Source organism: Methylobacterium indicum (assembly GCF_017347565.1).
Classification (GTDB): Bacteria; Pseudomonadota; Alphaproteobacteria; order Rhizobiales; family Beijerinckiaceae; genus Methylobacterium; species Methylobacterium indicum.
The window spans coordinates 1327272-1346797 of record NZ_AP024145.1; the positions used below are offsets into that span (position 1 = coordinate 1327272).

A 19526-nucleotide genomic window follows, 5' to 3' on the forward strand; every position below is an offset into this window, starting at 1 on the left:
GCTCAGGCCGCCCACTCGGCGAGGCGGGCCTGCGCCTCCCGGGTCTGCGTCGCCAGGCGGTCGCGCTCCTCGGCGAGCAGGATGCGGTCGACCGAGAGGCCGTGGACCAGCCGGTCCCCGAGCCGGATCTCGGCGGCGACGCAGCCGTTCAGCGTCGCCCCGTCGGCCACCGGCCGGACCCGCTCGGGCTCGACCCGGACGACATCGGCGACCCGGTCGACCATCAGGGCAAGGGGAGACTCGCCATGCAGCAGGACGAGGTGGCGATAGAGCGCCTGCCGGGCCGTCGCCGGCCGGCCGAGGCCGAACAACGCCGCGAGATCGAGGACCGGCACGGCCGCGCCCGCGAGGTTGAGGAAGCCGGCGAGCGCCGCGGGCGCGCCCGGCGGGCGCCACAGACGCGGCAGGGGCAGGACCTCCCGCACCGCCCGGCGCGGCAGGGCGCAGTCCGTCCCGGCGACATCGACCAGAAGGTAGGCCGTTCCGGTCGTCATCGCGTCACCCCCGGCGGACCAGCCCGCCGCCGCGTCAGATAGGGGAGCCCGGCGGAGTTTCCAAACCGTCCGCGCACCCCTGTCGGCCGCCGCCGGAGATGGTAAGACGCGCCCGCCCGGGGCGGGCGGGAGCGGTGTCGTCGTGATCGAGATCAGGCAGGTCGGCCATGCCTTCGGGGAGCGCACCGTCTTGCGCGACCTCACCCTCGACCTCACCGAGCGGCGCATCGCGGTGGTGGGCGGCAACGGCAGCGGCAAGAGCACGTTTGCCCGCCTGCTGAACGGCCTTCTCGTGCCGAGCCGCGGCACCGTGCGGGTCGACGGGCTCGACACGCGGCGCGACGGCAAGGCGGTGCGCCGCAAGGTCGGATTCGTGTTCCAGAACCCTGACAACCAGATCGTGCTCCCCGTGGTCGCGGAAGATCTCGCCTTCGGGCTGAAGAATCTCGGCCTGCCGAAGGACGAGATCGCGCGGCGCACGGAGGAAGCCCTGCGCCGCTACGATCTCCACGAGTTCGCCGACCACCCGGCCCACCTCCTCAGCGGCGGGCAGAAGCAGCTGCTGGCGATCGCCGGCGTGCTGGCGATGGCCCCCGACGTGATCGTGTTCGACGAGCCCACCACGCTGCTCGACCTGCGCAACAAGCGCCGGATCGCCCAGGCCATCGACGGCCTCTCCCAGCGCGCGATCGTGGTCTCGCACGACCTCGCCTTCCTGGAGCATTTCGACCGGGTGCTGGTGTTCGAGGACGGCCGGGTCGTGATCGACGACCGCCCCGCGGTCGCGCTGCCGGCCTATATCGCGATGATGTCGTGACCCCGTACGTCCCGGGGGCGAGCCCGGTCCATCGCTGCCCGCCGGGGCGCAAGATCCTCGGCCTCGTCGCCGTCGGCACGGTCCTGTTCGCGCTGCCGCGGCTCGACCTCGCGCTCGCAGCACTCGGGCTCGCGGGGCTCCTCTACGGGGTGGCCGGCATCCCGGCCCGCCTCGTCCTCGCCCAGCTGCGTCCGCTCGCCTGGATCCTCGCCATCCTCGTCCTGGTCCAGCTCGCCCTCGACGGCTGGCTGGCGGGTCTGATGGTGGCCGCCCGCCTCGCCGCCCTCGTGCTGCTCGCCGGTCTCGTGACCCTGACGACCCGCAGCGCCGACCTGATCGAGGCGCTACAACGCGGCCTCGCCTGGCTGAGGTTTCTCAGGGTCAACCCCGCCAAGGTCGGCCTCGCCATCGCGCTGACCCTGCGGTTCATTCCGGTGCTGGCCGCCATCGCCGCGGAGGTGCGCGAGGCGCAGCGGGCGCGGGGCCTCGAGCGCAGCCTCGTGGCGCTGACCGTCCCGGTCGTGGTGCGGATGCTGAAGATGAGCGACGACATCGCGGCGGCGATCGACGCGCGCTCCTACGATCCGGACCGAGCCGGACACTGACATTCCCCTCCCCCTCGCTCCCAGGACGTCCAAGGACACCCATGTCGACCCGTGACATCGTCTTCGTCGCGCTCTTTGCCGCCCTCACCGCCGCCCTCGGCCTGTTTCCGCCCGTGACCCTGCCGGTCGTCGGCGTGCCGATCACCGCGCAATCGATGGGGGTGATGCTGGCCGGCGCCCTCGCGGGCTCGGTACGCGGCGGGGCGGCGCTCGCCCTGTTCGTCGTCCTGGTCTGCGCCGGGCTGCCGCTGATGGCCGGCGGGCGGGGCGGGCTCGGCATCGTCATGGGGCCGGGCGGCGGCTTCGTGCTGATGTGGCCGGTCGCCGCCTTCGCGATCGGATACCTGTACGAGCGCTCCCTGCGGACCCTGACGGTCTGGAAGGAGGTCCTGATCCTCGTCGTCGGCGGGGTGGTGCTCACCTACGCGGTCGGCATCCCGTGGATCGCCGCGGTCGCCCGGATCGACCTCGCCAAGGCGGCGATCGGCTCGGCCTGGTTCCTGCCGGGCGATGCCGTGAAGGTGGTGCTCGTGGTGCTGATCGCGCGGGCCGTGCGGCGGGCCTATCCGACGCTCCAGGCTCGCTAAGAGGCTATCCCGGTAGGGATTGCTGGGGGTGGCATTGCAGGTCGAGTTTCCCACCTTGTGAGGATGCTGACGCTCAAGAGCCAAGCTGGTCAGCGTCCTGCGGTCGCGGACGACGGCTGGCGCATCCCCGATGATCTGTGGCGGCGGATGGAGCCGCTGTTGCCGCCCCGGCCGCGCCATCCGCTCGGCTGCCACAACCCGCGGGTGCCCGATCGGGCGGCGATGGACGCGATCTTCTTCGTGCTGCGCACCGGCTGCCAGTGGAACGCGCTCAACGCCACAGGGATCTGCAGTTCGTCCTCGGCTCACCGCCGCTTCCAGGAGTGGACGGCAGCCAGCGTGTTCGCGGCGTTCTGGCGCGAGGGGCTTCTGGCCTACGACGCGTTGGTGGGGATCGACTGGACGTGGTTGTCTCTCGACGGGGCGCAGGGCAAGGCGCCGCTGGGTGGGGGGAAAAACCGGTCCCAACCCGACCGACCGGGGCAAGCGCGGCACCAAGCGCTCGGTGCTCACCGACGGGCGCGGGGTGCCGGTGGGGCTGGTGATCGCCGGCGCCAACGTCAACGATCACCTGCTGCTGCGCGAGACGCTGGAGGCGATCCCGGTCTCCCGGCCTGATCCGGGTGCGTGGGATCCCCAGCACCTGTGCCTGGACAAGGGCTACGACTATGCCGGTCCGCGTGAGACAGCCGACGAGTACGGCTTCGAACTGCATCTGCGACGGCGTGGAGAAGAGATCGTCGAGAAGCGCGAATGCGGCACGCGGGCGAGGCGCTGGGTGGTCGAGCGCTGCCACTCCTGGTTCAACCGCTTCCGCGCCCTCCTGATCCGATGGGCCAAAAAACCCGAGAACGCCCTCGCCGTCCTCCACTTCGCAGCAGCCATCATCGCATGGCGACACGTCCTACCGGGATAGCCTCTAAGCAGACTTGCGTTGGCAGGCCAACGCTTCGCCCGCTTAGGTTCTTGTTGTGTCGCAGATTTTTGTCGCCGAACCGGTATCCACTTCGGCGAAATCTGCTGAGAGCATTTTTCGACGAAGGGGGCACCGGCTCGTCGAGAAAAAATGGCGGCGAGATCCAAAACCCGGAGCCGTGCCCGGTCGTACCGCGATTGGGCCTTGCTCTGGACCCGTACTTTCCGCCGTCGCCGAAACCGGTTGACCCTGCGAGTCGAGGCGCGTAGGGTCCCCGCCACTCTCTCAAGGGCAGGCTTTTTCACAGCATGCGTGCGGTCCTTATTGTAGCGGAAGCGCCACCGACGGGGCGGGCTTGAGATAGCCCGGCTTCCCAAGGGTGGCGCGTGCAAGGGTCCTTCGGGGCCCTTTTTTGTTGCGTAAAACGGATCCGAGAGCGCGGACGAGACCAAGGAACGGGAGCGCGACGATGAGTGCGGGCGAGGTCATGACGGGCGCCGAGATGGTGATCCGGGCGTTTCAGGATCAGGGAGTCGACACCCTGTTCGGCTATCCGGGCGGCGCGGTGCTGCCGATCTACGACGCGCTCTTCCACCAGGACTCGGTGAAGCACATCCTGGTGCGGCACGAGCAGGGCGCCGTGCACGCCGCCGAGGGCTATGCCCGCTCGTCGGGCAAGGTCGGCTGCGTGCTCGTCACCTCGGGGCCGGGCGCCACCAACATCGTCACCGGGCTGACCGACGCGCTGCTCGATTCGATCCCGCTCGTCTGCATCACCGGCCAGGTGCCGACGCACCTGATCGGCTCCGACGCGTTCCAGGAATGCGACACGGTCGGCATCACCCGCAGCTGCACCAAGCACAATTACCTGGTCAAATCGATCGAGGACCTGCCGCGGATCCTGCACGAGGCGTTCTACGTCGCCTCGCACGGCCGGCCCGGCCCGGTGGTGATCGACCTGCCGAAGGACATCCAGTTCGCCAGCGGCGTCTACCGCCGCCCGGTCGACAACAGCCACAAGACCTACAATCCGCAGACGCAGGGCGACCCGGAGAAGATCCGCGCCGCCGTGGCGCTGATGGCGGGTGCGCGCCGGCCGGTCTTCTATACCGGCGGCGGCGTCATCAATGCCGGGCCGGAGGCCTCGGCGCTGCTGCGCGAGCTCGCCCGCGCCACCGGCTTCCCGGTCACCTCGACGCTGATGGGCTTAGGGGCCTTCCCGGGCTCGGACCCGCAGTTCCTCGGCATGCTCGGCATGCACGGGACCTACGAGGCCAACCTGGCGATGCACGAATGCGACGTCATGATCTGCATCGGCGCCCGCTTCGACGACCGCATCACCGGCCGTCTCGACGCCTTCTCGCCGTTCTCCAAGAAGATCCACGTCGACATCGACGCCTCGTCGATCAACAAGACCGTCAAGGCCGATATCGGCATCGTCGGCGATTGCGGCTCGGTCCTCGCCGACATGCTGCGCGAGTGGCGGGCGGTGACGCCGGAGCCCGATCAGGGCCGCCTGACCGAGTGGCTGTCGAAGATCCGCGGCTGGAAGGCGCGCGAATGCCTCGGCTACTGGCCGTCGGGCACCACGATCAAGCCGCAATACGCGGTCCAGCGCCTCTACGAGGCGACCAAGGATCGCGAGACCTACGTCACCACGGAGGTCGGCCAGCACCAGATGTGGGCGGCCCAGTACTACAAGTTCGACGAGCCGAACCGCTGGATGACCTCCGGGGGCCTCGGCACGATGGGCTACGGCCTGCCGGCGGCGATCGGCGCCCAGCTGGCGCATCGCGGCGCCCTGGTGATCGACATCGCCGGCGAAGCCTCGATCCAGATGAACATCCAGGAGATGTCGACCGCCGTGCAGTACCGCCTGCCGGTCAAGATCTTCATCCTGAACAACGAGTACATGGGCATGGTGCGCCAGTGGCAGCAGCTGCTGCACGGCTCGCGCTACTCCGAGAGCTATTCGGAGAGCCTGCCCGACTTCGTCAAGCTGGCCGAGGCCTACGGCGCCAAGGGCATCCGCTGCTCGGATCCCGGCAGCCTCGACGCGGCGATCGCCGAGATGCTGGACTATGACGGCCCGGTGATCTTCGACTGCATCGTCGACAAGACCGAGAACTGCTTCCCGATGATCCCGTCGGGCAAGGCGCATAACGAGATGCTGCTCTCGGACTACCTCGGCGAGACCGGGGCGGACTTAGGGGATGTCATCTCCGACGAAGGCAAGATGCTGGTCTGATCGGGACAGGGTTTGAGGACGATGAACGCCATGAACACCCACTACCCCGATCCGGTCCGCGTCGAGCCGGTGAACCGCCATACCCTGGCGGTCATCGTCGACAACGAGCCCGGCGTGCTCGCCCGCATCGCCGGTCTCTTCTCCGGCCGCGGCTACAACATCGAGAGCCTGACGGTCTCCGAGACCGAGCACGCCCGGCACATCTCCCGCATCACCATCGTGACGACGGGCACCAACGCGGTGATCGAGCAGATCAAGGCGCAGCTCGACCGGCTGGTGCCGGTGCATCGGGTGGTCGACCTGACGCTTCAGGGCGATTCGCTGGAGCGGGAGCTGGCGCTGGTGAAGGTCGCCGGCAAGGGCGACCACCGGGTCGAGGCGATGCGGCTCGCCGCCGCCTTCGGCGCACGCACCCTCGACGCGACGCTGAACTCGTTCGTGTTCGAGCTGACCGGCTCGACCGAGGAGATCGACCGCTTCGTCAAGCTGATGGCGTCGGTGGGGCTGGTCGAGGTCTCGCGCACCGGCGTCGCCGCCATGGGGCGCGGCGCGGAGGCGATGTAAGCGCTACTCGGCGGGCGGGGTGCCGGTGCGCCCCGCCTGGCCGTACTTCCGCTCGAAACGGTAGACGGCGAAACCCAGGGTGGCGAGGCCCGTCACCGAGATGAACAAGGCAAAGCTGAGCATCGCGAGGGTGGCATCCCAGGGCATCGTCACTCCTCCCGGCGCAGAAGTCGGATCACCGCGTGACTAATACAATGTAAGCCGAGAGAGGCCATAAACCAAGAGAGATGCGACTGCCCCAAGGTCGCGTTCGGGTTATTGACCAGCGGTACGATGGTGGCCGCACCAGCGACGGCGATTGCCATAGCGTTCACGTAGGCCGCAAACAGCTTGACATGCTCGTTCAGGCGCTTCGCTGCATGCTTGCGACGGGCAGCGATCTCCGCCGCATCGGGCGCTGCCTTGGACACGCGGGCTGCCTCATCGGTTCGTGACCCGACGTAACCGATCGCGTCTCCGCCGTCGATGACCGTCTCTCCGTACAAAAATGCCTCCCCGATCGACGGGGAGGCGAACGACGTTTTCCTTCTTCAGCATCATCAGAAGGGGAAGGGTATTCCAAGCCGGGGCCGGCTCAAGCACCGGCCCCGAAATCCCCCCGCCTCAGCGCGCGCCCTTGCCGTCCCCGTCGCGCATCGCGCCGGTCGGCTCCTGGACGTGGGCCTCGAGGAACCACAGCTGCTTGTCGACCGCGCGGGAGACCTCGGTGAACAGGTCGGCGGTGCCGGCGTCACCCGCCTCGTCGGTCTGGTCGATGTTCTCGCGCACGGCGTTGGCATAGGCCGCGTAGCGGTCGATCAGGGCCGAGAGGTGGTCGGCGATGGCGTAGACGTCGGTCGGATAGGGGGTGAGCTTCGAGGAGGCGGCGACGACCGAGGCAGTGCCGAGCGCCGTGGCGCCGAGCTGCACGGCCCGCTCCGCGACCTTGTCGTTGAGATCATCGATCTCGGTGCGGAACCCGTCGAGCATCTCGTGGATGCCGATGAATTGCGGGCCCTTCAAGTTCCAGTGCGCCTGCTTGATGTTGAGCGCCAGGTCGATGCCGTCGGCGAGGCGCGCGTTCAGGGTCTCGATCGAGACGCGCTTGGCGTTCGAGTCGGTGTCGTTGCGGGTGCGGTGCTGGCGCGGCTCGCCGGCCTTGCCCTTGGAATCCGCCATGTCGGTGATCTCCGTGGATTTGCCGCAACAACGAGGCCGAGGGGCAGCCGTTCCGGTGCTGCGGCGAGGTTTCGTGACCCGTCCCGCGCTTTTCTTCGGGGCGGTTGGACGATCCGGCATCGGGCTCGTCCGATACCGGAGGAGCTAGGGCAGGGTACCCAGCCGGACAGCCCGCCGGGTGAAACCCTGACCTTCCGTCAGAGCATCGGCTGCCCGCCGGTGACGGGCACGAGCGCGCCGGTCATGTAGCTGCCCTCCCGCGAGGCCAGCAGCACATAGGCCGGGGCCAGCTCCGCCGGCTGGCCGGCCCGGCCGAGCGGCGTGTCGGCGCCGAGCTGCTCGATCTGCTCCGGCGTCTTCACGATCGGCTGGATCGGCGTCCAGACCGGGCCGGGGGCGACGCAATTGACCCGGATGCCCTTCGGGGCGAGGAGGTTCGACAGCCCGACCGTCAGAGTGCTGATCGCCCCCTTGGTGGCGGCGTAGACCAGCATGCTGGCATCCGCGACCTTCGCCTGCTGGCTCGTCGAGTTCACGATCGCCGAGCCCGGCCGCATATGCTTCACGGCCTCCTGCGCCAGGTAGATCATCGCGAAGACGTTGGCGCGGAACGAGCCCTCGACGTCGTGGGCGGTGACGTCGTCGAGGCCCTCGTTCACCACCTGGGCGGCGGCGTTGTTGACGAGCACGTCGATGCGGCCGAACTCCGCCACGGTCTTCGCGACGATGGCCCGGCAATGCGCCTCGTCGCGCAGGTCGCCCGGCAGGAGGAGGCAGCGCCGGCCGGCCTTCTCGACCCAGGCCTTGGTCTCCTGCGCGTCCTCCTCCTCGGAGTCGAGGTAGGAGATCGCCAGGTGGGCGCCCTCCCGGGCATACGCGATGGCGACGGCCCGGCCGATGCCGGAATCGCCCCCGGTGATTAGCGCGATCCTGTCGGTGAGCAGGCCCTTGCCGACGTAAGATTCCTCGCCGTGGTCCGGCGCCGGGTCCATCGGGCCGGTGAGGCCGGGGCGCGGCTGCTGCTGCGCCCCCGGGAAGGGCGGCCGGGGATAGGCCGCACGGGGATCGTCGGTCATCGAGTGCCTTTCAGGAACGCGCCGGCGGTGCGCAAGGACAACGCCATGATGGTGAGCGCCGGATTGGCCGCGAGCGAACTCGGGAAGACCGACCCGTCGCAGATCCAGAGGTTCTCGACCTCGTGGCTGCGCCCTTGAGGATCGACCACGGAGGTGTCCGGGTTCCGCCCCATCCGGCAGGTGCCCAGCGTATGGGCGACGCGCTCCAGGACCCAGATATCCGTCGCCCCCGCCGCCTCCCAGATCTCGCGCATCACCTTGGTGGCGTGGGCGTTGAGCCTTTCTTCGTTCGAGCCGTAGCCGAAATCGATCCGCGCCTTGCGCATCCCGAGCGCGTCGGTCTCGTCCGAGAGCGTCAGGACGTTGGCGTCGCAGGGCAGGGTCTCGCCGTTGATGCCGATGCCGGCGACGCGGTTGTACTGCCGCAGGTAGTCGGTGAGCGCCGGCCCCCACAGCCCCCGGCCGCGGGCGACGGAGTTGGCCCAGGTCAGCGGCTCGACGCCGAGGCTCTGGACCAGGTAGCCGCCGGCGAAGTCGGCGCCTTTCGGCCGGGTGTAGTCCTCGGTGATGAGCGAGGACGGGTAGCCCCGGTTCATCCCCACCTCGTCGGCGAAGGTCCCCCAGACCTGCGTGGCGACGTGGCCGATATAGTTGCGCCCGACCTGGCCGCTCCCGGTCGCGAGATCGAGGTGGAGCAGGAGGCGGGGCGTCTCGACGGCGCCGGCGCACAGGATAAGGTGGGCGCAACGCTGGCGATGGTCGCGCCCGCCGCTGCGGTAGATCACGGCGGTGATACGACCGGCCCTGTCGCGCTCGACCCCGTGCATTCGGGCCTCCGCGCGGATCTCGGCACTCCGCGCCACCGCCAGCGGCAGGTAGGTCACGTCCATGCTGGCCTTGGCGCGGGTGCGGCAGCCCTGGTGGCAGAAGCCGCAATGGATGCAGGCCTTGCGCTCCGGCACCGATGGATCGACGGTGAAGTCGCGCGACACCACGGCGGCCGGCGCGTCGGTCGCGGTGATGCCGAGCCGGTCGCAGGCCGAGGCCATCAGCTGGGCCGGCCCGTTGCGTAGGACCGGCGGCAGCGGGAAGCGACGGGCCTCGTCCCAGGGATAGGGCGTGGGGCCGGAGGTGCCGATGAAGGCCTCGACCCGGTCGTAGAACGGTACCAGCTCGGCGTGGTCGATCGGCCAGTCGCAGCCCTCGCCGCTCTCGGTGTTGAGGCGGAAGTCGCGTGGGTCGGCCCGGGGCACGAAGGCGCCCCAATGCAGGGTCGAGCCGCCGACCCCGGTGCCGCTGTTGTTGGCGCCGAAGGCCTCCGGCGTCGAGCCGCCGCTCAGGCGTTCCTCGGTCCAGTAGATCTCGTCGGCGAGCGTCTCGTCGAAGCCGTACCCGGCCGGGTCGAAGTTCGGCCCGGCCTCCAGTGCCACGACCTTGAGGCCGGCCGCCGCCAGCTCGGCCAGCAGCGGTCCCCCGCCCGCGCCGGTACCGACCACCACCACGTCGACGACCTCGTCGGTGTTGTAACGGTTCTGCCCCGAGAGGTTCATCGGGCGTCTCCCACGGTCTCGAGGACGGGTTGCTCCCAGGGTTCGCGCTCGTTCAGGCCGGTCAGGCGGTAGCCCGGCAGGGCCTCCGCCTCGTCGCCGCCGGCACCGATGCCGGTAAAGCCGATCGCCGCGAGGCCGGCCGGGTGGGCGAGGAAGGTGCGCACCGCCTCGCCCCGCACTTCCTCGAACCAGCAGGTCATCAGGTCCGGCGCGAGGCCGTCGGGACACTCGGGCAGATCGCCGGAGGCGGCCCGGGCGAGAAGAGCATCCTGCTCGGACGCGTCCAACGCGGCGAAGGGGTGCCCGTGGGCGTCGCGGGCCGCGGCATCGACGGTGCGGAGCGCCCGCTCATAGGCCTCCGCGTCCGGGGGCAGGGTGACGAAGCGCCAGCCGTCCCCGGTGCCGGAGGCGAGCCGCGCGTCGATGCGGCGGGCGAGGTCGATCCTCCCCGGCCCCGGTTGCGGCAGCACCCGGTCGAGGCAGGCGGTGAGCGTCGCGCGCGCTTCCACGCTCAAGCAGAACGGCCCGTCGGGTTCGCGCATCCGCTCGCGGAGCGTCGTGCGCAGGCGGGTATTGACCCGCTCCGAACCCATCAGCGCGGCGAAGGCCGGCGGCAGGAGCGGCGCCTCCGCCTCCTCCGGCGGCGCGGCCAGGAAAGCGCGGATCAGCGTCGCCATCTCGTCCGGCCGCTCGAGCGGCAGCAGGTGGGCGGCACCCACCGCGACGACGTGGCGGTGGCGGGCGAGGTGAGGCAGGGTCAGCGCGGCCTGCGCCTCGGGCCCGAGATCGCCGTCCTGCGCTCCGCTGACCACCAGCGCCGGGACCCGAAGGAGACCGATGCGGTCGCGCCAATCCTCGTTGGCGCCGCCGGTGAGCCAGGCCTTCCAGGCGTCCGGGTTGGCCCGCAGCACGTCCTCGACGGTCTGGGCATGATCCTCGGGCGAGAGCGGCGCGCCGACATTCGCCGACACGAAGGCCTCCGCCTCCCGCCGGCGGGTCTCCGGATCGGCGTCGATCCAGGCGATCATCGCCCGGCGGCGCTCCTCCGCCATCGGCTCAGGGCAAGGCGGCGAGCCGGCCATCAGGACCAGCCCGGCGAGACCCGCGAGGGCGGGATCGCCGTCCTCGTGGCGGCGGGCGAGCGCCAGGGCGACCTTCGCCCCCATGCTGTTGCCGGCGATGAGCCAGGGCCCGGACGGGCCCTCGGCTTCGATGCGGGCGGCGACATGGTCGGCCATGGCGGCGACGTCGCCGCCGGGATGACCGGCCGCGTCGCCGAAGCCCGGCAGGTCGATGGCGACGCAGCGCGCCGCGGGCCCGAGGCGCTCGGCGAGCGGGCGCCATTCACGGGCGCTGCCTCCGAGGAAGTGCAGGCAGAAGAGAACGGGTTCGTCAATCATGCCGGCGACATCGCGCGGCGCTGCGCTGCGTCAACGGCCGCTCGCCCGCGGCGCCTTGCAGCACCCCGGGATGTTATGTCGAATGGTGAACGTAAGAGTCGGCGATCGGGCCGGGATGTCGTCCGGATCCCTGTCGGTCAGCAATCGACTTCGATTCGACGCTCGGACCGGAAGACCGGCGTGAGACGCATCTCACGCCGTCGCGAGCCGTCGTCATCCTGGATGAGGACGCGCCGCCTGATGTGCGTGACCGGCGGACCGACCGCCGGTCACCTGCGTCGTTACGGGCCTGCCCTCAGGCCGCCACCTGCCCGCTCCCGCCGGCCTCGCGGCTCTCGGCGGCGGCCAGGAGCACGCAGACCGCCACCACCTCGGCCGCGGCCTCGACCTCGGCGGGCTTCGGATAGGAGGGGGCGAGGCGCAGCAGCTTGTCCTGCGGGTCGCGCCCGTAGGGATGGGTGGCGCCGGCCGGCGTCAGCGCCAGCCCGCAGGCGGCGGCGAGCGTCACCACGCGGGTGGCGCAGCCCACCGGCACTTCGAGCAGGATGAAGTAGCCGCCCTCCGGCTCGCTCCAGCGCGCGACGCCGGTGCCGCCGAGATGGCGGGCCAGGGTCTCGGTGACGGCCTTGAACTTCGGCGCCAGCAGGCGGCGGTGGCCGTCCATCAGCGCGTCGAGCCCGCCCTGGTCGCGCAGGAAGCGGACGTGCCGGAGCTGGTTGAGCTTGTCCGGCCCGATGCTGCGCTTGCCGGCATTGGCGAGGTACCAGCGGATGTTGCCCTCCGACGAGGCCAGCATCGCCAGGCCCGCACCGGCCAGCGTCACCTTCGAGGTCGAGGCGAAGACGATCGCCCGGTCCGGGTGGCCGGCTTCCACGCAAGCGTCGAGGACGTTGCGCAGGGTCGGGCGGCGCTCGGTCAGGTGGTGCAGCGCGTAGGCGTTGTCCCAGAACAGCCGAAAATCCGGCGCGCCGGTCTCCATCCGGGCGAGGCGCTCGACGGTGGCATCGGAATAGGTCTCGCCGCCGGGGTTCGAGTATTGCGGCACCGCCCACATCCCCTTCACCCGGGGATCGCGGACCTCGCGCTCGACCACATCCATGTCCGGACCGTCGGCGGTCATCGGCACCGGGATCATGCCGATGCCGTAGGTCTCGCACAGGGCGAAGTGGCGGTCGTAGCCCGGCACCGGGCAGAGGAAGCGGATCTCTTCCTCCTTGGCCCATGGCCGCGTCCCGCCGGGCACGCCCTTCAGGAGCGCGTAGGCGATGCAATCGTGCATGAGCGCGAGGCTCGAATTGTTGCCGATGGCGATCCGGTCCGGCGACGCCCCGACCACCGGCGCGAACAGGGCCCGCACCTCGGCCAGACCCTGCACGCCGCCGTAGTTGCGGGCATCCTCGCCGCTCTCGGTGCGGTGGTCGCGGTTGCCCGGGAGGGTGAACAGGCCCTCGGACAGGTCGAGCTGCTCGGGCGCCGGCTTGCCCCGGGTCATGTCGAGCTTGAGGCCGCGCCCCTGCAGGGCGGCGTAACGGGCCTGGAGATCGGCAAGCGCAGGAATGGCAGTCATGGGACGGTTCGCTGGTGGACGGAAAGGCGCGCCACCTTTGCGCCTCCCGCCCCTGGGAATCCAGCGTTTTGCCGGCAGGGCTCCCCTGCGGAATGGCGCCGGCCGGGATAATCCGACCCGCCGCCCCCTGCCGGCTTCGTCGTCCGGCAGCCCTTACTTGCCGGCCTTCTCGGACAGGATGGCGCCGGTGCGGGGATCGGCCTTGAACTTCATCGGCTTGCCGTCCTTCATCCCCTCTCCTTCCCAATGGCCGTCATCGGCCTCGATCTCGGAGATCTGGGTGTAGCCGGCAGCCTCGACCTTCTGGATCACCTGGCCGATCGGCATCCAGTCGGCCCCGACCTTGTCGGCGAGGGCACCGGCGCTGCTGCCGGCGAGGATCAGGGCGGCGAGGGCCGGAATGGTCAGCTTGGTCATGAGGTCACGTCTCCCTTCGCGGGCTGTGGATGCCGCAAGGGAGATCGTGCGCCGGGGCGCGAGGTTCCCGCCAAAGAAGAAAGGCGGCCCGCGAGGGCCGCCTTCGAAGACGTCGAGAAGGTCGGGCGGATTACTCCGCGGGGGTCTCGTCGGCGACCTGGACCGGGCCGGAATCCTTGCCGCGGGCATCGACGTCGCGGTCGACGAACTCGATCACCGCCATCGGGGCGTTGTCGCCGTAGCGGAAGCCGGCCTTCATGATGCGGCAGTAGCCGCCCGGACGGCCCTCGTAGCGGGGGCCGAGCACGTCGAACAGCTTCTTGACCATCACCTCGTCGCCGCGCAGAGCCGCGATCGCCTGACGGCGGGCATGCAGGTCGCCGCGCTTGCCCAGCGTGATCAGCTTCTCGACGACCGGACGCAGGTCCTTGGCCTTCGGCAGGGTGGTGATGATCTGCTCGTGCTTGATCAGCGCGGCCGACATGTTCGAGAACATCGCCTTGCGATGCTCGACGGTGCGGTTGAAGCGACGACCCCGGAAACCGTGACGCATGGCTCTCTCCTTTGGTTCTCGGCCGCCGTGCCACGGGTCGGCCGTCCTTTGTGGTGCGAGGGCGGAGGACCGCCACTCCGGATACGCCCCCTATCGGAGGGCGCATCCGGAGTGGCGGCGCGGGACTTGGAATCCCGCGCCGCGACCGGCTCAGTAATGCTCTTCGAAGCGCTTGGCGAGATCCTCGATGTTCTCCGGCGGCCAGCCGGGAACGTCCATGCCGAGGTGCAGGCCCATCGCAGCCAGCACTTCCTTGATCTCGTTGAGCGACTTGCGACCGAAGTTCGGGGTGCGGAGCATCTCCGCTTCGGTCTTCTGGATGAGGTCGCCGATATAGACGATGTTGTCGTTCTTGAGGCAGTTGGCCGAGCGGACCGACAGTTCGAGCTCGTCGACCTTCTTGAGCAGCGCCGGGTTGAAGGGCAGCTGCGGCGCCAGCGGCGCGGCCTCCTCCTTGCGGGGCTCCTCGAAGTTCACGAAGATCTGGAGCTGGTCCTGGATGATGCGGGCGGCGTAGGCCAGCGCATCCTCGGGCGAGACCGCACCGTTGGTCTCGACCGTCATGGTCAGCTTGTCCTTGTCGAGATCCTGGCCCTCGCGGGTGTTCTCGATGCGGTAGGACACCTTGGTGACCGGCGAGAACAGAGCGTCGACCGGGATCAGGCCGATCGGGGCGTCCTCGGGACGGTTGCGGTCGGCCGGGACGTAGCCCTTGCCGGCCGAGACCGTGAACTCCATGCGGATCTCGGCGCCGTCGTCCAGCGTGCAGAGCACCAGGTCGGGGTTGAGGATCTGCACGTCGCCGATCGTGGCGATGTCGCCGGCGGTGACCAAGCCTGGGCCGGTCTTGCGCAGGGTCATGCGCTTGGGCGTGTCGCTGGACGAGCGGATCGCGATGGTCTTGATGTTGAGGACGATGTCGGTGACGTCCTCACGAACGCCCGGGATCGACGAGAACTCGTGCAGCACGCCGTCGATCTGGACGGCGGTGACGGCGGCGCCCTGGAGCGACGACAGGAGGACCCGGCGCAGCGAATTGCCGAGGGTGGTGCCGAAGCCGCGCTCCAGCGGCTCGGCCACCACGGTGGCGATCCGCTTCGGGTCGTGCCCGGGGGTGACCTCGAGCTTGTTCGGCTTGATCAGCTCTTGCCAGTTCTTCTGAATGACCACGTTCGCACCTCTCGCCAACTTACACCGGGGCAACCCCGAAGGGCCCTCCCCTCGCGATCCCTCCCGCGCCCGGGAGACACCGCCGTCCTGATCTCTCACGCGTTCGAAGCAGGGGCGGTCAGGACGCCGCGCTCCACTGCTCCGGGACCCAGGCGAAGCCGGCGCCGTCGCGCCGGACATAGCCGAGGGCCGGAAAATCGAGATGCATCCCGGCGACCAGGCTGCGCTCGGCGGCGACCTGGTCGAGGATGCGCTTGCGGGTGGCGGCCGCCACCGCGCCGTCCACGTCGAAGGTCAGACCGACCTCCGGACGGGCGAGCTGGATCGCCGGCAGATGCACCACGTCGCCCCAGATCAGCAGGGAGCGGTCTCCCGACTGGACCCGGTAGGCGGTGTGGCCCGGCGTGTGGCCGGGCGCCGGGATCGCCTCGATCCCCGGCAGCACCTCGCCCCCGCCGGCCCGGCGAATCCGGCCGCCATAGGCCGAAACGAGGCCTTGCGCGCGGCGAAAGCCCGCCTTGGCGCCCTCCGGGGCACGGGCCTCGGCGCCTTCGGCGAGCCAGTAGGCGGCCTCCGCCTCCGGGATCACCACCTCGGCGTTGGGGAACGCCACGGCGCCGTCCTGCGCGATCAAGCCGCCGATGTGATCGGAATGCAGGTGGGTCACCAGCACCGTTCCGACGTCCTTGGGCGCCACGCCGCAGGCGGCGAGCGCCTTCGGCAGGTGGCCGAGGGTGTCGGGACCGCCCGCCCCCATGCCGGCATCGACCAGCACGGGTTTCGCCCCGCCGAGGATCAGGAAGGCGTTCACGGTGATCCGCGGCGCGGCCGCGTCCCGGAACCCCTCCGCCTGCAGCCGCCCCGCCTCGTCGGCGGGAATGCCCTGCACCAGCCCGAGCGAGGCCACGAGATGACCGTCGTTCAGGGCGACCACAACGCGATCGCCCAGCGTCCAGGGGAGGACGCCGGGGCGGGCGAAGTCGGCGGTGAGGGCTATCGACACGCAATCCTCTTCGCGGGCCGTCGGCCGGGGAGCCCGCAAGGGGCTCCCCGGGACGTGGGGACGATCAGACGCGACGACGCTTGCGCGGACGGCAGCCGTTGTGCGGGATCGGGGTCACGTCGCGGATCGACGTCACCGTGAAGCCCGCGGCCTGCAGCGCGCGAAGCGCCGACTCGCGACCCGAACCGGGGCCCGAGACCTCGACCTCGAGGGTGCGCATGCCGTGCTCGGCGGCCTTGCGGCCGGCATCCTCGGCGGCGACCTGGGCGGCGTAGGGCGTCGACTTGCGGGAGCCCTTGAAGCCCATGGCGCCGGCCGACGACCACGAGATCGTGTTGCCCTGGGCGTCCGTGATGGTGATCATCGTGTTGTTGAACGAGGCGTTCACGTGGGCGACGCCCGACACGATGTTCTTGCGTTCGCGACGACGGACGCGGGTTGCTTCCTTGGCCATACTGTCTTTCGATCCTTCAGGCGCGCCCGTGGTGCCAGGCGCTCGGGACGTGTCTTGCGGGTGTCGTGAGCGGCGCTGGCGCGCCGCCGGTGTCGGGCAGGCCTCGGGACCTGATCCCGGGACCCGCCGATCCTATGCTGACCGCGGCTTACTTCTTCTTGCCGGCGATCGGCTTCGCCTTGCCCTTGCGGGTACGGGCGTTGGTGTGGGTGCGCTGGCCGCGGACCGGCAGGTTGCGGCGGTGACGCAGGCCGCGGTAGCAGCCGAGATCCATCAGGCGCTTGATGTTCATCGAGACTTCGCGACGCAGGTCGCCCTCGACGACGTAGTCGCGGTCGATGGTCTCGCGGATCTGCAGCACCTCGGCGTCGGTGAGCTGGTTCACGCGACGCTCGGCCGGAATGCCGACCTTCTCGGTGATCTCCTCGGCCTTCTTGGCGCCGATGCCGTGGATGTACTGGAGCGCGATGACGACGCGCTTGTTGGTCGGGATGTTGACGCCGGCGATACGGGCCATGGTGTCCTGCTCTCCATCACGTCCGCGGCCGTGGCCGGGACGATGTTTCTGGTGTCGCGCGCGTCCGGTGGAGCCCGGCCCCTGCGCGCCGTCCCGACGGCAAATCGGCCCGGAGCGGCCTCCAAAGAGGCTCGCCGGGCCGTCCGGGTCTGAACGAAGGAGCGCCCACTAGCGCGGGCGCGCCGGCTTGTCAACCGCGCCCCGCCCTCAGGCGGACACGGTCTGGAACGGGGCCAGCAGCGTCTCGAGCTGCTTCGTCACCTCGTCGATCGGCGCCATGCCGTCGACCTGGCGCAGCAGGCCGGTGCCGGCGTAATGCGCCGAGAGCGGCGCCGTCTGGGCGCGGTAGGCCTCGAGCCGGGTCTTGAAGACCTCCGGCGTGTCATCCTTGCGCACCGGCTCGCCGCGGGCCGCGGTCTCGGCGGCGCGCTTCGCGATCCGGCCGACGAGGGCGTCCTCGTCGACCTTGAACTCGACCACGGCGTCGAGGCGCAGGCCCTTCTGGGAGAGCATGGTCTCGAGGGCCACGGCCTGGGCGACGGTCCGCGGGAAGCCGTCGAGGATGAAGCCGGAGCGGGCATCCGCCTCCTCGATCCGGTCGGCGACGATGCCGATCACGATCTCGTCGGAGACGAGAGCGCCGCTCTCCATCAGGGCCTTGGCCTTGAGGCCGACCGGGGTACCGGCCGCGACGGCGGCGCGCAGCATGTCGCCGGTCGAGAGCTGCGGGATTCCGAACCGCTCGACGATGCGCGCCGATTGGGTGCCCTTCCCGGCGCCAGGCGGGCCGAGCAGAATGATCCGCATAACCTGTCTCTCCCCTCGGCCGCGTCTCGCCTTAGATCCTTCGTCCTCGGCGCGGCCTGTATGCTCGTTGTAGCCTGGGACCGGTTGCACCCGAAATCCGACCATGCGCTAAGGCCCGGACCCCCGTCCGAACCGGCGCAAGGGAAGCGACCATGCGCCAGGCGGACGCCCGGACGCAAGGGCATTGGACGCGAGGGCTCGCTCCGGGAACCCGGGCCGGCGAACCGGCCCGGGCGCCGCGATCAGCGCCGGCGGGCGCCGCGCAGCTTCGCCTTCTTCACCAGACCCTCGTACTGGTGCGCCAGCAGATGGCCGTGGACCTGCGCCACCGTGTCCATGGTGACCGAGACCACGATCAGCAGCGAGGTGCCGCCGAAGTAGAACGGCAGCGAGGCGTAGGATACCAGGATCTCCGGGATCAGGCAGATCACCGTCAGGTAGGCCGCGCCGATCACCGTGATGCGGGACAGGACCTTGTCGATGAACTCGGCGGTGCGCTCGCCCGGACGGATGCCCGGGATGAAGCCGCCATGCTTCTTCAGGTTGTCCGCCGTCTCCTGCGGGTTGAACACCACCGCGGTGTAGAAGAACGCGAAGAAGATGATCAGGGCCGCGTAGAGCAGCATGTAGAGCGGCCGGCCGTGGCCGAGATAGGTCGCCATGGTGGCGATGATCCCGGTGCCGTTCGGATCGGTCTGGAAGCTCGCCGCCGTGGCCGGCAGCAGCAGCAGCGACGAGGCGAAGATCGGCGGGATGACGCCCGAGGTGTTGAGCTTGAGCGGCAGGAACGAGGTCTGGCCCTCGTACATCCGGTTGCCGACCTGGCGCTTGGGGTAGTTGATCAGGAGGCGGCGCTGGGCGCGCTCCATGAACACGATGAAGTAGACGACGGCGGCCGCCATCACGACGACGCCGAGGATCACCACCGTCGACAGCGCACCCTGGCGGCCGAGCTCGAGGGTGCCGGCGATGGCGGAGGGCAGGTGGGCGACGATGCCCGCGAAGATGATGAGCGAGGAGCCGTTGCCGATGCCCCGCGAGGTGATCTGCTCGCCGATCCACATCAGGAACAGCGTACCGCCGGTGAGCGTGATGACGGTCGAGACGAGGAAGAACGGCCCCGGGTCCTGCACGATGCCGCCGGAGCTCTGCAGCCCGACCGCGATGCCCCAGGCCTGGAAGATCGCCAGCACCACCGTCAGGTAGCGGGTGTACTGGTTGAGGACCTTGCGGCCGGACTCGCCCTCCTTCTTCAGCCCCTCGAGCGACGGCACCACCGAGGTGAGCAGCTGCACGATGATCGAGGCCGAGATGTACGGCATGATGTTGAGCGCGAAGATCGCCATGCGCTCGACGGCACCGCCAGAGAACATGTTGAACAGGCCGAGCACGCCGCCCTGGGCGTTGGCGAAGCTCTGGCGCAGCGCGTCGGGATCGATGCCGGGCAACGGGATGTAGGTCCCGAGCCGGTAGACGATCAGGGCGCCAAGCGTGAACCAGATCCGCTTCTTGAGCTCTTCGGCCTTGGCGATGGCGCCGAAGTTGAGGTTGGCGGCGAGCTGCTCGGCTGCAGAGGCCATGGGTTGAACGTCCTCGGGTCGGGTCCGCAGAGAGCGCGGCCAG

22 protein-coding genes are annotated in these 19526 nt (G+C 69.9%); 6 read left to right on the forward strand and 16 right to left on the reverse strand.

The features are described from left to right. Positions 1-2: 2 nt before the first annotated feature. Positions 3-494, reverse strand: a complete 492-nt coding sequence (locus tag miv_RS06075) for a chemotaxis protein CheW (RefSeq protein WP_207181884.1) — start codon at positions 492-494, stop codon at positions 3-5. Positions 495-636: 142 nt separating this feature from the next. Here miv_RS06075 and miv_RS06080 point away from each other — a divergent pair, with 142 nt between their 5' ends. The 6 genes from miv_RS06080 to ilvN all read left to right on the forward strand — a co-directional run bounded on the left by miv_RS06080 (position 637) and on the right by ilvN (position 6231). Then, entirely contained in the window at positions 637-1311 is a 675-nt protein-coding gene (locus miv_RS06080; protein ID WP_207181889.1) for an energy-coupling factor ABC transporter ATP-binding protein, read from the forward strand. After that, entirely contained in the window at positions 1308-1916 is a 609-nt protein-coding gene (locus miv_RS06085; RefSeq protein ID WP_207181891.1) for an energy-coupling factor transporter transmembrane component T family protein, read from the forward strand. Before miv_RS06080 ends, miv_RS06085 begins: the two co-directional genes overlap by 4 nt. A 41-nt stretch (positions 1917-1957) precedes the next feature. Next, entirely contained in the window at positions 1958-2503 is a 546-nt protein-coding gene (locus miv_RS06090; RefSeq protein WP_207181892.1) for a biotin transporter BioY, read from the forward strand. Between the two features lie 147 nt (positions 2504-2650). After that, a protein-coding gene (locus miv_RS06095; RefSeq protein ID WP_425312976.1) for an IS5 family transposase occupies positions 2651-3419 on the forward strand; the annotation gives its coding sequence in 2 pieces (ribosomal slippage) (positions 2651-2947 and positions 2949-3419; 768 coding nt in all). A 469-nt stretch (positions 3420-3888) separates the two neighbouring features. After that, positions 3889-5667 carry an acetolactate synthase 3 large subunit gene (locus miv_RS06100; RefSeq protein ID WP_048425846.1) on the forward strand — a complete coding sequence of 593 codons (1779 nt, stop codon included), beginning with the start codon at positions 3889-3891 and terminating at the stop codon, positions 5665-5667. 21 nt (positions 5668-5688) lie between these two features. Continuing rightward, a complete protein-coding gene (ilvN, locus tag miv_RS06105) occupies positions 5689-6231 on the forward strand; it encodes an acetolactate synthase small subunit (RefSeq protein ID WP_048425845.1) in 543 nt (180 codons plus the stop codon). A gap of 3 nt (positions 6232-6234) precedes the next feature. On the opposite strand, the gene miv_RS06110 is transcribed toward ilvN, so the two are convergent. From miv_RS06110 to secY, 15 genes are all read right to left on the reverse strand, one after another. Further along, positions 6235-6378: a hypothetical protein gene (locus miv_RS06110; protein WP_158004007.1), complete on the reverse strand. Its 144-nt coding sequence runs from the start codon at positions 6376-6378 to the stop codon at positions 6235-6237. 2 nt (positions 6379-6380) lie between these two features. Continuing rightward, on the reverse strand, positions 6381-6641 hold the full coding sequence (locus miv_RS06115; protein ID WP_207181893.1) for a hypothetical protein: 261 nt from the start codon (positions 6639-6641) through the stop codon (positions 6381-6383). 193 nt (positions 6642-6834) lie between these two features. Further along, the gene (gene dps, locus miv_RS06120; RefSeq protein WP_048425843.1) at positions 6835-7389 is read right to left on the reverse strand and encodes a DNA starvation/stationary phase protection protein Dps; all 555 of its coding nucleotides are present in this window, start codon (positions 7387-7389) and stop codon (positions 6835-6837) included. A gap of 197 nt (positions 7390-7586) precedes the next feature. After that, a complete protein-coding gene (locus miv_RS06125; protein ID WP_207181894.1) occupies positions 7587-8465 on the reverse strand; it encodes an SDR family oxidoreductase in 879 nt (292 codons plus the stop codon). Continuing rightward, complete coding sequence (locus miv_RS06130) at positions 8462-10015, reverse strand: GMC family oxidoreductase (protein WP_207181895.1); 1554 nt, start codon at positions 10013-10015, stop codon at positions 8462-8464. Before miv_RS06130 ends, miv_RS06125 begins: the two co-directional genes overlap by 4 nt. Next, a complete protein-coding gene (locus miv_RS06135; RefSeq protein ID WP_207181896.1) occupies positions 10012-11415 on the reverse strand; it encodes an alpha/beta hydrolase in 1404 nt (467 codons plus the stop codon). The genes miv_RS06130 and miv_RS06135 overlap by 4 nt, the downstream gene beginning before the upstream one ends. Before the next feature lie 295 nt (positions 11416-11710). After that, the gene (locus miv_RS06140) at positions 11711-12982 is read right to left on the reverse strand and encodes an aspartate aminotransferase type Ic (protein WP_207181897.1); all 1272 of its coding nucleotides are present in this window, start codon (positions 12980-12982) and stop codon (positions 11711-11713) included. 153 nt (positions 12983-13135) lie between these two features. Next, positions 13136-13399 (reverse strand): PepSY domain-containing protein, encoded by a 264-nt coding sequence (locus miv_RS06145; protein WP_048425838.1) that lies wholly within the window; start codon positions 13397-13399, stop codon positions 13136-13138. A 130-nt stretch (positions 13400-13529) separates the two neighbouring features. Further along, positions 13530-13952 carry a 50S ribosomal protein L17 gene (gene rplQ / locus miv_RS06150; protein WP_048425837.1) on the reverse strand — a complete coding sequence of 141 codons (423 nt, stop codon included), beginning with the start codon at positions 13950-13952 and terminating at the stop codon, positions 13530-13532. A 150-nt stretch (positions 13953-14102) separates the two neighbouring features. Continuing rightward, positions 14103-15140 carry a DNA-directed RNA polymerase subunit alpha gene (locus miv_RS06155; RefSeq protein WP_210344715.1) on the reverse strand — a complete coding sequence of 346 codons (1038 nt, stop codon included), beginning with the start codon at positions 15138-15140 and terminating at the stop codon, positions 14103-14105. 100 nt (positions 15141-15240) lie between these two features. Beyond that, on the reverse strand, positions 15241-16125 hold the full coding sequence (locus miv_RS06160) for an MBL fold metallo-hydrolase (protein ID WP_244748893.1): 885 nt from the start codon (positions 16123-16125) through the stop codon (positions 15241-15243). 64 nt (positions 16126-16189) lie between these two features. Further along, entirely contained in the window at positions 16190-16579 is a 390-nt protein-coding gene (gene rpsK, locus miv_RS06165) for a 30S ribosomal protein S11 (RefSeq protein WP_015928609.1), read from the reverse strand. 148 nt (positions 16580-16727) lie between these two features. Beyond that, a complete protein-coding gene (gene rpsM / locus miv_RS06170; RefSeq protein WP_048425835.1) occupies positions 16728-17096 on the reverse strand; it encodes a 30S ribosomal protein S13 in 369 nt (122 codons plus the stop codon). A gap of 207 nt (positions 17097-17303) precedes the next feature. Further along, positions 17304-17903: an adenylate kinase gene (locus miv_RS06175; protein WP_048425834.1), complete on the reverse strand. Its 600-nt coding sequence runs from the start codon at positions 17901-17903 to the stop codon at positions 17304-17306. 242 nt (positions 17904-18145) lie between these two features. Beyond that, entirely contained in the window at positions 18146-19483 is a 1338-nt protein-coding gene (gene secY, locus miv_RS06180; RefSeq protein ID WP_048425833.1) for a preprotein translocase subunit SecY, read from the reverse strand. Positions 19484-19526: the final 43 nt, after the last annotated feature.

Excerpts from the sequence above, each read along its gene's own strand:
- miv_RS06090 (WP_207181892.1), top strand. The coding sequence starts at position 1,958 with ATGTCGACCCGTGACATCGTCTTCGTCGCGCTCTTTGCCGCCCTCACC.
- miv_RS06175 (WP_048425834.1), bottom strand. The coding sequence starts at position 17,903 with ATGCGGATCATTCTGCTCGGCCCGCCTGGCGCCGGGAAGGGCACCCAA.
- miv_RS06100 (WP_048425846.1), top strand. The coding sequence starts at position 3,889 with ATGAGTGCGGGCGAGGTCATGACGGGCGCCGAGATGGTGATCCGGGCG.
- miv_RS06130 (WP_207181895.1), bottom strand. The coding sequence starts at position 10,015 with ATGAACCTCTCGGGGCAGAACCGTTACAACACCGACGAGGTCGTCGAC.
- miv_RS06145 (WP_048425838.1), bottom strand. The coding sequence starts at position 13,399 with ATGACCAAGCTGACCATTCCGGCCCTCGCCGCCCTGATCCTCGCCGGC.
- ilvN (WP_048425845.1), top strand. The coding sequence starts at position 5,689 with ATGAACGCCATGAACACCCACTACCCCGATCCGGTCCGCGTCGAGCCG.
- miv_RS06135 (WP_207181896.1), bottom strand. The coding sequence starts at position 11,415 with ATGATTGACGAACCCGTTCTCTTCTGCCTGCACTTCCTCGGAGGCAGC.
- rpsK (WP_015928609.1), bottom strand. The coding sequence starts at position 16,579 with ATGGCCAAGGAAGCAACCCGCGTCCGTCGTCGCGAACGCAAGAACATC.
- miv_RS06110 (WP_158004007.1), bottom strand. The coding sequence starts at position 6,378 with ATGCCCTGGGATGCCACCCTCGCGATGCTCAGCTTTGCCTTGTTCATC.
- miv_RS06125 (WP_207181894.1), bottom strand. The coding sequence starts at position 8,465 with ATGACCGACGATCCCCGTGCGGCCTATCCCCGGCCGCCCTTCCCGGGG.
- secY (WP_048425833.1), bottom strand. The coding sequence starts at position 19,483 with ATGGCCTCTGCAGCCGAGCAGCTCGCCGCCAACCTCAACTTCGGCGCC.
- rpsM (WP_048425835.1), bottom strand. The coding sequence starts at position 17,096 with ATGGCCCGTATCGCCGGCGTCAACATCCCGACCAACAAGCGCGTCGTC.
- dps (WP_048425843.1), bottom strand. The coding sequence starts at position 7,389 with ATGGCGGATTCCAAGGGCAAGGCCGGCGAGCCGCGCCAGCACCGCACC.
- miv_RS06140 (WP_207181897.1), bottom strand. The coding sequence starts at position 12,982 with ATGACTGCCATTCCTGCGCTTGCCGATCTCCAGGCCCGTTACGCCGCC.
- miv_RS06075 (WP_207181884.1), bottom strand. The coding sequence starts at position 494 with ATGACGACCGGAACGGCCTACCTTCTGGTCGATGTCGCCGGGACGGAC.
- rplQ (WP_048425837.1), bottom strand. The coding sequence starts at position 13,952 with ATGCGTCACGGTTTCCGGGGTCGTCGCTTCAACCGCACCGTCGAGCAT.